This window comes from Priestia endophytica DSM 13796 (assembly GCF_900115845.1).
Taxonomy (GTDB): Bacteria; Bacillota; Bacilli; order Bacillales; family Bacillaceae_H; genus Bacillus_I; species Bacillus_I endophytica.
In genome coordinates, this window is the sequence record NZ_FOXX01000033.1 from 1 (window position 1) to 17318 (window position 17318).

A 17318-nucleotide genomic window follows, 5' to 3' on the forward strand; every position below is an offset into this window, starting at 1 on the left:
ATCGATTTTCAGCTTCTAATTTAGCGAATGCATCTTGAGAATGCGGTCCTTTCCCATAAGTATATTGTTTTCCAACAGGCTGTTCTAGTCGCTTCATCTCTCCATTCTTATACCATCTCATCCAGGTTTTCAGTTGGGTACGATTCCGAATCTGTAAGGTTTCCATGACTTCTTTTACAGGCACGCCTGCTAACCTCATTTCAATCGCCTTCATTTTCACTTCTACTGGATAACTTACTCTTGTTCCCATAGAAAAAACACCTCCACGTTATAGTTCGGTCATTTGTATCCGATCTTTAACGAAAAGGTGTTTTTTATTTGTCTCACTTCATGGGGTCAGTCCATTTATTTTATGGTCTTTTACTTCTTATAAGCAACATTATGTTAACTAATTTATCCTGAATTCCTTTTAATAAAAAAAATCCTTTGCTTACCAGCAGCAAAGGATTTTTTCTGACTGTTAATTTTATTGTTTTTGTAGTAATTTTTTTATCTAACAATTGCATAGAAAAAATATCTCGTTCAGTGATCCCTAACAATTTCAATTCTTGTTGATGAGAGCGACCTTCTACCACCTTTATAGACTTTATGGTTCCATCTCTTAATGTATTTCTTGATACATTGTCATTTTATTTACTCTGTTACTTTAGCCTAGAATAGTTTAAATTAATCTAACTTCAAAGGAGATAGCCCTAAGACTGGTAAAATGCTCCCCTTCGGGTATGGTTAAGCTCATTTGAATACGATGATGAAGGATATAATATGATATTGATCCTGATTAACATCTTTCCCACTTAGTTTATCTACGAAAATACCCCGTTCCTCTATCCTTTTTTCATATGCTTCATGTTGATAAAAAATAATAAAGTCATTTAAAAACGTATTCGTGAACTCACATTCTATGGATCTTTAAATGACTTTATTTCTGTGTTACTAATGTTTGAAGTGTGTAAGGCTAACAAAATAACACAACTTTATTATTTCAAGAAGAGCAAAGCTGCGTTAAAAATACACATTGAACGCATCACTTTTAAACGTTTTTTTAAGGGACACGGAAATTCATATAATGAAAAGAGGGCAGGTTCTCTAAGAAAGCTCTGCCCAAAATAAGTGAATCTTATACATAGACTATACGACCTAATCACCTAATGGTTGATCTGAGAGGGGATTTTTTTATTTGTCTTTGTATTTGCATCGGAACCAAATCGCTTAATCATCACACCACATAAGGAAGCAAGTAACTGTTCAAATAACATTGCTATAATTATAGGAAGTAGGACAGGAGATGGAAAATAAGTGAGCGCTAACACTGTACCTGCACCCAGATTACGCATCCCGCCGTTGAATATAAGGGATACCCTTATTTCTTTATCCCATTTGAATACTGTGGATATTATAAAGCCGAGAAGATAACCGGTTCCAGCTAGTAATACTACAACAATTGCAATCTTGAAAATACTACTGTCTACATTCTTGAGATATGGAACCACTTTTGCTCCATTAATGGTGATAATAAATATAAGACTTAATTTAGCAAAAGGTGCTAACTTATCCCCTAGCACAGTCTTAATGGCTCCGTGAGTCATATTATTTAATACCATACCAAGGATGGATGGGATTACAATCATCATTAAAAGTCCCATCATCATGTCCCAAAAGTCTATTTTCACTTTTGAGCCAGCAAATAAAGTCATACTAACAGGAACAATGAACGGTGATAGCATAGAACTTATTAATATAGCGGATAACGTCAAGCCAATATGCCCCTTGTACATGGAAACCCAGATAAAACTGGTAATTCCGGTCGGTATCACAAAAGCTAGAACTAATCCAATAATAATATACGGATCGTCTGAAAAAAGAAAATGTCCAATTAGCCATACAAATAGTGGCATTACCGCGTGTAAGATAACTACTGTCATAATAATAGGCAGAGGACGAGAGAAAGACTTCCTTATATGTGTAAAATTCGAGTTCAAACTCCCTGAAAATGTCATAAAAGCAAATAGCCAAGTAACAAGGGATGTATAGGAAGTTATTCTTTCACCTAGTATACCCCCTACCAGAAGGCCTAATGGCGCAAATAAAGGCATATATTTTTGAAGAATACCGTTTAGCTTACTTAACATGGTTGGTCTACAATCCCCTCTGAATATCGTATTAATTATATTTAACAAATATAATTCCAATACAAAATTCAAAATTAATAAGCAACAAGTTTACAGTAGTCTATATACAATAGTGCTTAACCCAACGGTCTGTTATAACTTAAAAGGATCATGATTAATTTTACTATCTAAAGGTGCACCAAAAAGTGCAGTGTGTTTCAAATGGTTAGGAAGTAACGCCTCTACAATCTACTAAATTTAGAAAGAGACAAACGAAGAACATGCTCCCTATTAAACTCTCTCTTTTACCACATCGTAATTAGTAGCTGTATCTTGGGATTTAACCTGTTGTTTTTCCTCTTTTACAAGTAGTATTAAGAATGTTGCAATAAATAATGCAGCTACTAATAGGAACATACCAGAAATTGCAGAACCTGTTAAGGATGTTATATACCCTACGAGGAATGGCCCTAAGAATCCACCCAAAGCTCCTGCTATATTTATAATACCAAGTGAAGCTCCTAATAATTTATCTGGTATAATTTTGTTTGGTATAACCCAAAAAATCCCCAGATAACCTAATAAAAAGCCCATACAAACAATTAGACTAATAAAGGAAAGTGTCGGGCTTACGTTGTCAAGTAATGTTGATATCAACAAGAATATGGCTCCACCTCCCACTGATAAAGCAACAGGTCCTTTTCTCTTTTCATGCTTATCGCTATATCGAGGGAATAATATTAACCCTACTACAGAAGCTATCCATGGTAAAGCCGTTAAAAAACCCACTAATGTATTGCTTCCACCTGATAATTGCTGCGTAATCGTTGGTAGCCATAAGGAGAATCCATAGAACCCCATCTGAATAAGAAAATAAAAACTCACCAATATCCAGAAACTTTTACTTTTAAAAACTTCCCGAAAACCTGCATTAACGCCTTTTTTATCTTGCTGTTTTTCCTCCGCAAATGTTGTTTCTAAATAATCCCGTTCCTCCTTAGAAATCCATTTAGCTTCACTCGGTTTTTCCGCAAGTAACCAAAGCCAAAATGGAAGGAAAACAAATGGCAACAATCCCTCAATAATAAACATACCTCGCCAACCAAATGCGTCCAAAAGATAACCTGACAATGGTGACATAATAATAGCAGCGAATGGTGTACACATTATAAAAATAGCATTCGCACGTGCACGCTCCTTTAATGGGAACCATTTAGAAATCAAGATAAGTGTAGCAGTCCAGACACCACCTTCTGTTACTCCAACTAAGAACCGAACAATAAGGAGCATCGGTAAATTGTGTACAAATCCCATAGCAGTGGCTGCTATACCCCATGCAAAAAGTGACAGGGCAATAAATTTCTTTGCACTCCATTTATTTGCTAAATGACCACCAGGAACTTGCAACATCATATACCCAAAGAAAAAAACACCTGCAGCAAGGCCTGCATAGGTTGCACCAATTCCTAAATCTTTTTCTATTCCAGCAAATGCAAATCCTATATTGTTTCGGTCGATATTAGCAATTGTGTACATTAAAAACAATAATGGTAGAATACGCCACCATCTTTGTGCACGTACTTTGTTGTCACTCATTAAACATTCCCCCTATTTTAAATGCTCTATTTCATGTAGCTAATCAAAATAATTTATTTTGTGTAGTGACAATAAAGTCGTTTAAAAGGATGCTTATTACGAAACATTTTTATTGAAGTCATGTTCCCAAAAGGAAAAAATAAGGTTGTTTAAAAAATGAGGGAATGTGTGTTCATGAGGTTGTTTTTAAACAATTTTATTGTAATAAAACATCCTTATTATGATTGAAACAACTTTATTATCATGTAATACAGTTTGTTGTTTTTTTGTCTTAAGTATTCAATAACTCTCAACTTGTTAACATTTTTAATCGTTTGATTTTCTTTATAAATCAGCTATGTGGTATTTGAATCCTCTATACGCTTATAGAAGATTCAGTCGTAGGTTATCTATTTCTCTGTTATAATGGTATATATCGTTTTTATTTAGTGGGAGATGAAAAACAATTGTTTTTCATCTCATTTTTTATAGTTTCTGGCCTTTTACTACTTCTACCAAACCTGCCTCTCTATTTAATTCCACCCCAAATCCCGGTGCATCGCTAACCTTTAATTTACCGTTCACTGGAATTGGTTCATCTATAATGAGTGGATAAAATTGAGGAACGATATGGTCCGCTTTTGGACTCATTACTAAATACTCCGTAAATGGGCTGTTTACTTTCGTAGTAACATAATGATAGCTATATACACCACTTCCATGTGGAACAACTAACTTTCCATAGCTTTCTGCTAAGTTACCAATCTTAATAAGTTCCGTTAAACCTCCACACCATCCAACGTCAGGCTGTATAATATCTATATCGCAATACTCCATTAGTAAACGGAATCCATAACGAGTCGCTTCATGCTCTCCACCTGTCACCATGATATTATTACCCGCACGTTTCTTTAAATCCCGATAGCTCCAATAGTCATCTGGATTAAAACATTCCTCTACCCATTTAAACCCTACTTCTTCAGACTTTTCCATTAATTTTTGAGCATATGGAAGGTCTAAAGACATCCAGCAATCCCACATTAACCAAAAATCATCACCAACACGGTTACGCATTTCTGTAGCACGTTCTATATTTTTCTTTAAGCCTTCTTCACCATCAGCTGGTCCGTAGGTAAGCGGTAATTTCCCACCAATGAACCCCATTTCTTTTGCCAAGTCTGGACGAGGTCCGGTTGCATAGAATACGAGTTCCTCCCGTACCTTTCCTCCAATCATTGCATAGACAGGCTCTTGACGTAGACGACCCAATAAATCCCATAAGGCTAAATCTACTGCAGAAATAGCATTCATTACAATCCCTTTTCGTCCATAGTACATGGAGGCACGATACATTTGATCCCACATTTTTTCTACATTTTCTACATTTTGACCTACAATGAAACGATCTAAATGATTCATAATTAACCAAGCAGCAGGATATCCTCCAGTAGAGATTCCAAAACCTACTACGCCATTTTCAGCTTCTACTTCTACTACAATGGTTTTTAATGCATTAATCCCAAAGCTCGTACGAGTTTCTTTATATTCAGAATAGATACTCATAGGAGTAGATACTTGTTGGACAATCCAATGTTCTTGTCCCTGATCATGATAATCACCACCCCCACCTTCTACTACATAAGCTCGAATGGCAACAATTTTACTTCCTGTTTTCCTCATCTTCATCCTCCTCTTAACTATCTCATTATTTTTTATTTAAATTATATTGAATATAAACAACATGAGTTTGCAAATACTCTTCTAACCCATGCTTACCGTCAGCACCACCGATACCTGACTTTTTCCATCCTGCATGGAAACCTTGGATAGCTTCAAAATTTTCACGATTGACATACGTTTCTTCAAATTCCAATTCTTTATTTGCACGCGTAGTCACATCTAAGTTTTGTGTGAAAATGGAGGACGTTAAACCAAATTCACAATCGTTTGCCAATTCTAGTGCTTCATCTAAATCCTTAAAAGTTGCAATAGGAAGAACTGGACCAAAGATCTCTTTTTGCATAATATCCATCTTATTATTTACATTTACCAATACAGTTGGTTCGTAAAAGTCCCCCTTTTCTCTTGTGGAACGCTTACCGCCTGTTAGTACTTTGGCTCCGTTAGCCACTGCTTTTTGGACCATTTTCTCTACGGATTCAAGGGCGTCTTTGCTAGCGAGAGGTCCCATATCAGGATTTTCATCGACTAAAGGATTCCCATACTTTATTTGTTCCATGGCTTTTACTACTTTTTTGATAAACTCATCAGCTACTTTTTCATGAACGTAAACACGCTCTGTATAATTACATACTTGGCCTGTATTAATGACACGAGAAGCAACAATCGAACGGACTGCCAAATCGATATCAGCGTCATCCATTACGATTGCCGGTGCCTTCCCACCTAACTCCAAGGATACCTTCGTAATATTTTCCGACGCTGAACGCATAACCGCCCCAGCATTGTAACTTCCTGTTAAGCTGACCATTCCTACCTTGGATGGGCCGATAATTCATGGCCCAGCGTTCTTCCACTCCCTGTCACAATGCTAATAACCCCTTTAGGAAATCCTGCCTTTTCAATATTTCTCGCAAACTCCAATACATTATTAGGTGATAAATCACTGGGTTTCAAAACAATAGTATTACCTGTGACTAAAGCTGGAGCTGCTTTACGAGTAATTAGGAAAAATGGGAAATTCCATGGTAAAATACCAGCGATAACTCCAATAGGTTCTTTATGAACAAAAATTTGTTCATTTGGACGATCACTTTGGACAATTTCTCCTTCATAGCGTCTTGCCCATCCAGCCATGTAATCAATATAATCTGCTGTAAAGTTTACTTCTGTTTTAGCTAGAGAGATCGTTTTTCCCATTTCCTCTGAAATGGTGTAAGCTAAAACCTCTACATTTTCACGAATCTCCTTGGAAATGGCTCGTAAATACTTCCCTCTTTCAGCAGATGGAAGCTTTCCCTATTCCTTTTGTGCCCGTTCAGCTGACTCAATCGCTCGACGTACATCTTCCACTGTTCCCTTCGGAATCTCTGAAATGACTTCTTCCGTCGCCGGATTTAGCACTTTAGTTGTCTCCTGAGAGCTGGAGTTAACAAACTCTCCATCAATGAACATTTGATATTTTCTGATTTCCGTTTGCGTTTTCATTATTTTCTACCTCCTAGTCCTCTGCTCTTCATTTAAAGCGCTTTCATTTTAGTTAAAAATTTATATAAATTAGGAGATAATGATTGATTTATCTAACACCTCATTTAAAAAGTTTTTTACTTGTTCTTTCTTTTCATCACTAAGCGAACGGACCGGCGCTAACACATCGGTAGAAATCTCTACCCCACGCAAACGAATAGCTTCTTTCGCCACATTCATAAAAGGTGAATCAAATTTATATAAAAGTGGTACAGGAGCTAGTTGGCGGTGTAACTCAATAGCTTGTCCATAGTTGCCTTGTTTGAAAGCTTGATAGATCCCTACAGATAGTTCCGGAATGAAAGTTGCAGTTAACGGAATTGATCCATCTCCCCCAAGGGACAATGTGTTCAAGAAGTGATCATCATACCCAGAAAATACAGCGAAATCTGGTTTCTCAGATTTTACGGTTAGAATCAGCTCTCTTGTGTGTCCGACCGCATCAACAGTATCTTTAATACCGACAATGTTTGGATATGATCTTACTAATTTAAGAACAAATTCTGGCGATAAATCCTGTCCTGTTAATGCCGGAAAATTATATAACATAATCGGCAATTCAATAGTTTCAGCAATTTCAGCATAATGTTGGAAAAGACTCTCTTCCGTTAGCTGCCAGTAATAAGGGTTAATGACAACAATCCCATCTGCACCTATCTCTTTTGCATGCAAGCTTAGTGAAATGGTTTCCTTTGTACTCGGGGTTCCTGTCCCAATTAAGACAGGTACACGCCCATTTACATACCGAGTTGCAAATTCAGCCACTTCTTTTCTTAACTCTGTAGACATCTGGCTAAATTCTCCCCCAGAACCTAAAAAGAACAGCCCATCTACCTTTGAATCAATTAAAAAATCAATAAGATTCCCCATGCCCATTACATCTATACGCCCATCTTCATATAAGATTGTAGGAATGGGTGGAATGACTCCCTGAAACTTTGTTAGTGGTTCCATATAATTTCTCCCTTTTCTTTAATATTTGTTTAAGTTTTATATCGTAGTTAACTAGATAAGCCTAATAAAATTTTAAAAATATCAGATTTTGTACTTTATTTTTTAAAATTTCATTGCTTCTATTGAATATAAAGTAACATCGATTAAGAATAAATTTGTTCATTCTCGGTCATAGACTCTCTTTCATTATTACTCAACTAAAAATAAAACGTTTTCATTCCTCTCGACCAACACCTCCTTTACTTGTGTTATTCTGAATCTTTTCATACTCCATAATTCACATGTCGTTTTTCTTTCTCTTATTTCAGCCTTTTGCTAAGGATTTATATTTAAAGTAAATATACAGATTAATTGCTTACTAAAGGATTTATATATCCGGCTTGAATAGATAGCCGTTGGGCTAAATTTATAATTTCTTCACACGCCTCATCCTTTTTTACATTCCAGCTATTTTCAAGCATCGTAAAACTTACTCCGGCAATAAGCCTATTCTCGCGATTATAAATAGGTGCAGCAACACAGAAAAATCCAAGAGATCCTTCTTGAGTCTCACAAATATATCCTTTTCGTCTTGCACTTTCCAACTGCGTCCATAACTCGTCTATGTCCTTTACGGTATATGGAGTTTTTCCTTCTAATTGTCTTTCCGGATACAGTTTTTCAAGTTGAGGATAGTTGTATTGTGATAATTGGATTTTACCAATCGCAGCAGCATACGCAGGGAAGTTCATACCTGGATCTGTTACTAAACGAACCGGTGAATTCCCCTCTTCTTTTGCTAAATAAACCACATTGCCCCCATCTAAAATACCTAACTGAATATTTTCGTTTATCCGGTTTACAGATTTTGCGGCTTCTAGATAAAAGGATTGTAAAATATTAAATTGGCGAAAGTATGCTGCACTAAGAGCTCCTAATGATGGTCCAAGTGAATAAGTATCCCCTTTATCTTTTACAATCCACCCAAGATATTCAAGTGTACCCAACAAAGAATGTACTGTACTTTTACTAAATTCTAAAGATCTAGTTATGTCTATTAAACGAAGCTGAGCAGGCTCTCTAGCAATTAAATTGAGGACTAAGTTAGCCTTTTCAATTGCAGGGACCCGATATTTTGGTTCCAAAAATCATTCACCTCTTTTATTTATCTTATTAAAAGTAATACCAGTTCTATATCCAGTACTATGTTCTATATTTAGAACTAATGTTATTATAACATGTATTCAGAAAATTTAAACTATTATTGGCGGATTTTTTTAAAAGGTTATTCTAGCGCAAAAAACCTATTAGTGACCCATGGTTTTCCTTTCATATGGTAATTAGGAATGAGAAAGTATACCTAAAGGAAGTAAAAAAGCGTAAACCCGTTGGCACGCAATGGTTTTACGCTTTTTTACTTCCGCGAACATGTTTTATGTAAACTAATCTTTATATAAATTTACCCTTTCATAAGTGATTCTCAATCATTTAACTTCTTTAATAGTGATGAGGTATAAAAAATGAAGCACTTGGATTATAGCCCAAGAGCCTCATTTTCATTTCTATTCTTCTTGCTTTGGAGAGCGAATAAATAGAAGAGCCAATATGGCGCCTGCAAAAGCTAATATTCCCGACCAAAAGAAAGCTTGTTGATATCTCTGGTTGAGAGCTACTACTGGGTTCCCTTCCGTAATGGAAGTAGTTGCTGCTGCAATAGAAACCAGGATGGCTAAACCAACTGCCGACCCCACTTGATATGTCGTGTTATATAAACCAGATGCAAGACCGGACTCTTCTGACTTAGCCTCTGATACAGCTGCTGTGGTTGCTGGGAGATAGGCAAGGGCATTACCTAGAGCAGCTAATAATAAAGCAATAAAGACGTCACTCCAGTAACTTCCACTAACCGTATTTCCAGAGAATAAGAGAGCAGAACAACCAAGTATCAGAAATCCGATAAACATAGTAACCTTCATCCCGAATTTTGTCATCACTTTTTCAGCTAGAACAATCATAAATATAGCCATTAAAACCGGTGCCGGTAACATGCCCATCGCGGCCATGAAAGGTTCAAATTTCATAATCTGCTGTAAATATAGAATTATGAAAAAAGCAGCTTTCAACTTCTTACCGAAAGCAGCTTTTTATTTATTAGAATGCAATTAAACCTCATAAGACAAAATAACCTGAAGAGCAAGTCTCTTTAACTTAAAAAATAGGCATTACTTATGTTCATTTACTATCTTACCTTGCGCGTTAATAATACCCGTATGCATTCCATCATGGAAACTACCGAATAACAACAATTCTCCAAACGTTTTAAATCCTCTAAATGGTTTATCTAATTTTTGATCTAATTTCCCCTCGCAAGTTGTACGAATCCATGTTGATTGGTCTTTTAGAAGTTTAAGTAATTCTTCTTTTGACGGGGGCTTTTCAGTCCAGTTATCTGGGCTTGTATCTTTTGAAAAGTAAGCCAGATATTTATCAGGAAGATTTTCAGAAATTGAACGAAAATCGTTTGCAAGCAAGTCCTGGATAGTTAAAATATGTCCTGCATTCCAACGAATATTATTTCTAAAGCCTTTAGGGATAATATCCCAGTTTGATTCAGGAATCGATTCTAAAAGTTCCACGGTGACACTTCGTACAGTTTCTAATTGTTTAAAAATATTTTCCTCTTTCATCAGTATTCCTCCTTTTTAGCATTTAACATAGTTATCCAAACAAATATAAATTGAAAATTTATTGAAGTTATATTGAAAGCATATCTGTTAAATATAAATAAGCTATATAAACCTTCTATTCCTCAATGACCTATACAGTCATCAGGTTAAAACGTAGCGACACCTCGCAAAGTTACGACTTACTGTGGAAGAGATGGTACAGGAACCCAAGGGCTAACCGACGCCCGTTTTTTTCCCGTATGGGGATCGTAGATATGACGCTCAATTTTTCCAATATTACCCCCGTATACATGAATTCCTACACATGGATTTTCGGAAGCACACTGCACTTTATGAAGGTCTTGTTCAGAAGAGCAGCAGACGACGACCTCCCCTTTCTGAATATAACGGTCGTTGCATGTAATCAGTTCTTCATTCTCATTGGAAGGCGATGTATACTGGATTTCGTGTTCTGTTCCTTGTACAACTCCAATTACACCCCACGTCCCATGATCATGGACAGGTGTTGATTGACCAACGTCCCAAACCGCAGCTGCAACAGAAAAACTTTCATCGTCAGCAACGTACAACGGATACAAAGCGTATTTTGGGTTTGGTTGCCGATACTGTGGAGGGAGAACATTATCGTTCTGTAACAAATGTCTCATCCTCTCCGCAATCTTACCAGTTAGGGCCTCTTCAGTTCCGCCCTCATGAACAATCTGCTCCACATCCTTAATGAAAGTCTCAAGTTCAGGGTTTTTCATTTAAAAACACCACCTAGATTAAAATTTTATTGATATACCCTACCCCTGTATTGTATATTAATTTTATACTAATCTACTAGGTTAATTTTTCCATTCAACTAACCTGGTAGATTAGTTGAATAGGGATATTTCATTTAAAATATTAGAAAAAAGGAGTTTGTTTTTTAACAAACTTCCCTTTATATTTAATTAATTGTTTTTTAAGATTGAGTTAGCTTCTTGTTTCAGGAAATCCTCAGTCGAAATTACATTGGCATACATACCATTAAGTGCACTGACAAACGCATAATGAACCTGTTCAGCTGGCACAACCTTATCTTGATAAGATAAGTCTTTTGTCGCACATGCATCTTCAATAAGTGTAGTTTCAAAGCCTAGCTCCACCGCAGTTCTAACTGTGGCATCAATACACATATGCGTCATCATCCCTAAAATCACTAGGTTGGTCACTCTTTTTTCTCTTAATTTGATTTCCAATTCGGTGTTCAAAAAGCTGCTAGGTGTATGTTTTGTGATAATAGTTTCATGTTCTAATGGTAAAACAGCTTCATTTAGTTTAACTCCCTCTGTATTTGGAAGAAAGAAGCCTAATGCTACGTCATTTGCGATATGCTGGACATGAAAAATATTATCTTTATTATTCTGTCTAAACCATTCAAGAACTTTAGCAGCATTAGTAGCTGCTTTTACAGGGTTGCTTAATTCCATCTTTCCATTTGAAAAATAGTCATTTTGAATATCAACAATGATTAAAGCTGTGCTCATTTCTCCACCTCATTTAAAAATTTATTATAATAAAATGATAAATAATATCTTGATTCTTATCGATAATTTGATGAAACACTTTTATATCAAATAATTTCATTGTGAAAGGAAGTTATTATGAAACTTGATAACATTGATATTCAGATTCTCCGTTTACTAACCGAAAATTCACGTATTCAATGGAAAGACTTAGGAGAACAAATTCATATGACGGGACAGGCAGTAGGGAATCGCATTAAAAAACTTGAAGAAAGTGGTGTAATTAAAGCTTACTCTCTAATCATCAATGAAATGAAATTAGGGATTCTTTATACGGCATTTGTCAGTGTTTATATGAAAACAACTAATCATCATTCATTTATTCATTTTATCAATGAGCGAAATGAAATAGTTGAAGCTCACCGAATATCTGGGGAAGGATGTTATCATTTAAAAATCAGAGTTAACTCCCAAGAACAGTTGAATCTTTTTCTTAATACCCTTCTCAAATATGGGAATTATAGTTTAAATCTATCCATACAAGAGATTAAACACTATAATCCGTTGACTGCCACATTCCAATAAACGTTTGCTTTTCCTTTAAATTATTCTGGAATGTTTAGGATACTTTTTTATAGTTGTAATTCTACATTTTCCTAACTCTGCCCCAAGAATATTGAAATATCAAATTCTTTTATGAGAAAAATAAGCTACACAAGGCATCCGTAAAAGTATGAGTTTTGAAACAAATAAAAAGCTGTAGACAAGCTCGGTTTTCTTCGAGTTTGTCTACAGCCCGATAGGAGAATCACTCTCTTTCTCCTCTGTGTATTCCTACAATCGATAAATTGTATTATATTTCTCCATTTGGTTAAAGAGAATAACATAAAGTGGGATAGAGTATAAGGATGAATGTTCAATTGAATCCATGTTAGTAGATTGTCCAACTCATATTGGACGCAGCTTCTTCATTAAACAGAAGTTTTTTTATGGGGTTAGCATTCTTCTCATCAATTTTTGATTCCTAGATTAATGTTATTTATCATTTACTTTTCTTATAATACTATTCAGATACCAAGGAAGGATTAGATAAGCTAATAAATAAACGGGGATAGAGTACCATAATTTCCAACCCTGATATCTCATATACTCAAGTTGAACCAAAGTAAATTCATCTAAAGTAGATAAAATAGTTCAGATGACAATGTACAAAAAGCCATAGTCTCGCTTCTTGAAGTTAAGATAGACAATTGAAATCAGGGATGGAACAAGCGTTACCATGAGCCAATCATCAAATTCAACTTTTTTCGTAGAACCTAAATCATAAAGATCTGCCATCAACCCTGTACTAAAATGAGCTATCCAAGCAAAATAACCTACAGAAAAGAATACAATCATGTTTTCTCTAAATGTTAGGCGTTTTGGCATAAATAGTACGGCTAGAATAAGAATAATAACAAATATCCATGCAATTAACATAATAAGAGTCACCGACTTCCATTTTATATATTCTCATTCTCAACTAACCCATTTAAAAATATAACAATCCTTGTTCTCGAAATAAAACGTCTGCAAAAGTATGACTAATGGGAAAGAACAAGCGTAAATCCGTTGTCATTCAATGGGTTTACGCTTGTTTACTTCTGATAAGATCTATTATGTAAACTAGATTTGTATACGGTATACAATATACAAAAACAGAAAAGTCTACTGACCATATATAATTTAAAATAAACTATCTAAAATGTTAAGTTATTCCTATAAAATTTTCTTTAAAAAATGATAAAAAACAAGTCTGATTTGTTTCTTTTATACCTTGTATGTTAACAACAAAGGAAAGTATATATAATCTTGAATATCATTTATATAAAAATAGATAGGGAGGGCACAATGAATGAAAGTATTCATAAAATCTCTTATTATATTGGTTTTAACTTTCCTTAGTGTGATCAGCTGGGATGCATTTTTTAAGAATAAAAAATAATATAGCTAATCGATAACTACCGATAATGGAAAAGAAAAAGCACAAACTCGTTAGTAATTAACAGGTTTGTGCTTTTTTACTACCTCATCTCAACTGAGTTAAGATAATACATATTGATTAAAGAAATTCTTATCCTATCTACTAGCTTTTATTCTTCCTAGACCAAACAACTACAGGAATAAGCAATAGTGACAGAATGGCTCCAGAAAGTGATAATGCTGCATAACTAGAATGAGCGACTACCATTCCTGATATCCCTCCACCAGCTGCTCCTGACAGGGCAAATAAGACATCGACTGATCCTTGTGTTTTTGCACGCACAGATGGATGTGTTGAATCTATAATGAGAGCCGTTCCACTTATCAAACCAAAGTTCCAGCCTAAACCTAGTAGCACTAACGCCAGGGTAAGCAGTGGCATGGAACCTACCGGTGCAAAAGCTGCCACCAATCCAGAGGCTAGGAGCGTAGCACCAGAAGCAACAGCCATAGTAGTACGGCCAAACTTATCGACGAGTATACCTGTTAATGGCGAAGGAAGGTACATAGCTGCTATATGGAAACCTATAACTACCCCCACCTCTTGCAAACCATGACCATGATGTCCCATATGAATAGGTGTCATGGTCATAATGGCTGCCATGACAAATTGAGTTAAAATCATAATGACAGACCCTACCACAACACCCTTTTTGTTGATATTAGCACTCTTTAAATTCGTCTCTGTCTCTGTAGTATTCACGTTTTTCTGAGCATTCGCAATAGCTGTAGACACAACCAAAGGATCTGGACGAAGAAAAAATAAGATCAATAATCCGGCCATTATAAAAGCAACTCCTGACAAGATGAAAGGGCCAGCCAAAGTTGGAACACCGATTGAATCCGCAAATTCTCCCATTGTATTGACCAAGTTAGGAGCAACTACAGCACCCAAGGTAGTGGAAACCATGGCCATACTTGCGGCAGTTGCCCGTTGTTTATCTGTTGCAAGGTCTGTCCCTGCATATCGCGCTTGTAGATTAGAAGCTGTCCCAGCTCCATAGATAAGAAGGGAAAGGAATAAAAGTGCGATGTTGTTGGTTAAAGCTGCCATTATAACACCGATAGCGCCTACCCCTCCTGCAAGGAACCCTCCTGCAAGTCCTGCTCTACGTCCAAAACGTTGTGAAGACCGTCCTATAAGTAGGGCAGCTCCTGCAGAACCTAAAGTAAATAGAGCCGTTGGAATCCCTGCTGCATTTTCCGTCCCTAGCATGTCTTGTGCAAGAAGTGCTCCTACTGTTACACCGGCTCCAAGTCCTGCTCCCCCAAAGATTTGTGAAAACATCAAAATTCTTAATGTTTTTTTATAAAGCTTTGCTTGTCTTTCTGGTGAATCAATATATTCTTGCAACCATATAGGCTGCTGCGTTGATACATTTGTATCTTTTGCTGTCATTGTCATGAACTCTCCCTCCTAACGAGATACCTTTGTAGCTTTTCGTGTTTGTTTTGTCACCCTTAGAATATTTAATTCTTCATTCCACATATTTAGGATTTTCGATATATTTACAATTCCCTATATTCATCATTGGAAGAAGCTCATAATTAAATTTCTGATAATTATGAGCTCCTTCTATTTCTTATTTTTAAATAGGAACACGACAATATTGGTTGGTGGTCCTATTAAAATGTGTAGGATTCACCATCTTCAGGTATTAAAATACTATTTAAGAATCCTTTTTCTTTACTAAAGTTTTTTAGTTCTTCTCTAGATAGTGTCCAATGGTTAACAGCTTCCATATGAACAGAAATAATCTTAGCATTAGGAGCCGCCTTGTGTACTTCATAGATGTCTTCTTTTCCCATAATGAGAGAACCATACTCTATAAATTGATTATCTCCGCCATTGACGACAATAATATCTGGTTCATGAGTATCTAATTCTTCCTGTACACCTTCATACCAGACTGTATCACCAGCTACGTACAAGGTTTTTTCACTTGGATGTTTAAAGACGACGCCACATACTTCCCCCATAAGCTTTAATAGTTCTTCTCCTCTTCCATGCTCGCCTCTTGTTTTAACTAATTGGATGCCTTCAAAGACAGTGTCCTTTGTTAGTACCTCTACATTTTGGAAACCGACATTTTGGACTTCCTTTGCCTCTTCTTCATTTTGAACGAACATTTTAATATCTTTTGGCAATAGTCTTTGTGCTGCCTCGTCAAAATGGTCTAAATGAAGATGAGTGAGAATAACTGCATCAACTCCCCTAATAATATCGTCAACGGGGATTGGTAAACTCACTACAGGATTGTTTTGATCTTGCTTAACCGAACCAGGGAAGGGGGGGTACGTACCTTTCTCTGCTAACATAGGATCGATTAAAAACCTTTTATTTGCATATTCAACAATGATTGTTGCATTGCGAATTTGTTTAATATTCATGTTTCTCTCTCCTTTTCTTTAATCTACGTATAGCTTATACTATGTCCAGTGCCTCTTACATAAATAAAATCAAGTCTTTTGGGTAATTGACTTGATTTTTGAAAGGATTTGAAGAAATGTTAGATCATACGGATATGAGTATCTTAAACGAGCTGTCTAAAAACAGTCGTATTAAGATGAAGGAATTGGGTGAGAAAGTCCATTTAACAGGTCAAGCAGCTGCCTCTAGAGTAGCCAAATTAGAAGATAATGGTGTAATTGAAGGATATTCAATTACGGTAAATCAAGCGAAGTTAGGGTGTTTTATGCATGCCTTTATTAATATCTATTTACATGACATCCATCATCGCCCCTTTCTCTCTTTTGTAAAAACACAAAATCAATTTATCCTAAATAACTATAAAATTAGTGGAGATGGATGCTATCTGCTTGAATGTAGATTTCCCTCTAATGAATATCTAAATGAATTTCTAGAGAACCTAAATGAATTTGCGAATTATAAAATATCCACTGTTATTAATAAGATGTAATAAATAGGATTAGAAAAAGCCTTATACAGGAATATAAGGCTTTTTTAGTACCGATAATTTGTGTTATGGTGCGACAAGAAGTCGCTTTTATATAGTGTGGCTCACGCCACTAGTTTAGACGCAAAAACTATCCCTGTCCAAAACTGCGTGTCTGGCAACGGATTCGTGGGTTGCATGCGGAAATGCGGAAACAGAGAGCCAGTGCACGGCTCGGAACACTGCTAGGGGAAGATGAGTATGGTGAACGAAAGTGAAGGTTTGTAAGCTTCGTAAGGATTAGCTCAAGATAGTGCACAGGTTTGCTTGGGTATTGGCAAGAGGAAAAGTAGATTCATAATGCTACTGTGCCGCGTCCCACATCTTGCCCGGAGTAAA

General features: G+C 36.0%; 14 protein-coding genes and 2 pseudogenes. 2 read left to right on the plus strand and 14 right to left on the minus strand.

Features of this window, described 5'->3' with window-relative positions:
- From BM012_RS25410 to BM012_RS25460, 11 genes and pseudogenes are all read right to left on the minus strand, one after another.
- Nucleotides 1–250: pseudogene (locus tag BM012_RS25410) on the minus strand (helix-turn-helix domain-containing protein); the annotation flags it as partial.
- Nucleotides 251–1145: 895 nt separating this feature from the next.
- Nucleotides 1146–2129 (minus strand): bile acid:sodium symporter family protein, encoded by a 984-nt coding sequence (locus BM012_RS25415; RefSeq protein ID WP_061804120.1) that lies wholly within the window; start codon nt 2127–2129, stop codon nt 1146–1148.
- A 270-nt stretch (nt 2130–2399) separates the two neighbouring features.
- Nucleotides 2400–3704: an MFS transporter gene (locus BM012_RS25420; protein ID WP_061804119.1), complete on the minus strand. Its 1305-nt coding sequence runs from the start codon at nt 3702–3704 to the stop codon at nt 2400–2402.
- Nucleotides 3705–4169: 465 nt separating this feature from the next.
- Nucleotides 4170–5363: an L-rhamnonate dehydratase gene (rhmD, locus tag BM012_RS25425; protein ID WP_061804118.1), complete on the minus strand. Its 1194-nt coding sequence runs from the start codon at nt 5361–5363 to the stop codon at nt 4170–4172.
- 25 nt (nt 5364–5388) lie between these two features.
- Nucleotides 5389–6851: pseudogene (aldA, locus tag BM012_RS25430) on the minus strand (aldehyde dehydrogenase).
- 69 nt (nt 6852–6920) lie between these two features.
- Nucleotides 6921–7844, minus strand: coding sequence for a dihydrodipicolinate synthase family protein (locus tag BM012_RS25435; protein WP_061804117.1), 924 nt, complete (start codon nt 7842–7844; stop codon nt 6921–6923).
- A 347-nt stretch (nt 7845–8191) separates the two neighbouring features.
- Nucleotides 8192–8968, minus strand: a complete 777-nt coding sequence (locus BM012_RS25440) for an IclR family transcriptional regulator (RefSeq protein ID WP_061804116.1) — start codon at nt 8966–8968, stop codon at nt 8192–8194.
- Nucleotides 8969–9385: 417 nt separating this feature from the next.
- The gene (locus BM012_RS25445; RefSeq protein ID WP_061804115.1) at nt 9386–9946 is read right to left on the minus strand and encodes an MFS transporter; all 561 of its coding nucleotides are present in this window, start codon (nt 9944–9946) and stop codon (nt 9386–9388) included.
- 99 nt (nt 9947–10045) lie between these two features.
- Nucleotides 10046–10510: a DinB family protein gene (locus tag BM012_RS25450; protein WP_061804114.1), complete on the minus strand. Its 465-nt coding sequence runs from the start codon at nt 10508–10510 to the stop codon at nt 10046–10048.
- Between the two features lie 179 nt (nt 10511–10689).
- Nucleotides 10690–11256: a cysteine dioxygenase family protein gene (locus tag BM012_RS25455; RefSeq protein ID WP_061804113.1), complete on the minus strand. Its 567-nt coding sequence runs from the start codon at nt 11254–11256 to the stop codon at nt 10690–10692.
- 189 nt (nt 11257–11445) lie between these two features.
- The gene (locus BM012_RS25460) at nt 11446–12021 is read right to left on the minus strand and encodes a cysteine hydrolase family protein (protein WP_061804112.1); all 576 of its coding nucleotides are present in this window, start codon (nt 12019–12021) and stop codon (nt 11446–11448) included.
- Between the two features lie 117 nt (nt 12022–12138).
- Here BM012_RS25460 and BM012_RS25465 point away from each other — a divergent pair, with 117 nt between their 5' ends.
- Nucleotides 12139–12585 (plus strand): Lrp/AsnC family transcriptional regulator, encoded by a 447-nt coding sequence (locus BM012_RS25465; protein ID WP_061804111.1) that lies wholly within the window; start codon nt 12139–12141, stop codon nt 12583–12585.
- 609 nt (nt 12586–13194) lie between these two features.
- Here BM012_RS25465 and BM012_RS25470 read toward each other — a convergent pair.
- The 3 genes from BM012_RS25470 to BM012_RS25480 all read right to left on the minus strand — a co-directional run bounded on the left by BM012_RS25470 (nt 13195) and on the right by BM012_RS25480 (nt 16413).
- Nucleotides 13195–13479, minus strand: coding sequence for a hypothetical protein (locus tag BM012_RS25470; RefSeq protein ID WP_061804110.1), 285 nt, complete (start codon nt 13477–13479; stop codon nt 13195–13197).
- Between the two features lie 646 nt (nt 13480–14125).
- Nucleotides 14126–15427 (minus strand): MFS transporter, encoded by a 1302-nt coding sequence (locus BM012_RS25475; RefSeq protein ID WP_061804109.1) that lies wholly within the window; start codon nt 15425–15427, stop codon nt 14126–14128.
- A gap of 221 nt (nt 15428–15648) precedes the next feature.
- Nucleotides 15649–16413 (minus strand): MBL fold metallo-hydrolase, encoded by a 765-nt coding sequence (locus BM012_RS25480; RefSeq protein ID WP_061804108.1) that lies wholly within the window; start codon nt 16411–16413, stop codon nt 15649–15651.
- Nucleotides 16414–16529: 116 nt separating this feature from the next.
- On the opposite strand from BM012_RS25480, the gene BM012_RS25485 reads away from it, so the two are divergent.
- The gene (locus tag BM012_RS25485) at nt 16530–16943 is read left to right on the plus strand and encodes an Lrp/AsnC family transcriptional regulator (RefSeq protein ID WP_061804107.1); all 414 of its coding nucleotides are present in this window, start codon (nt 16530–16532) and stop codon (nt 16941–16943) included.
- Nucleotides 16944–17318: the final 375 nt, after the last annotated feature.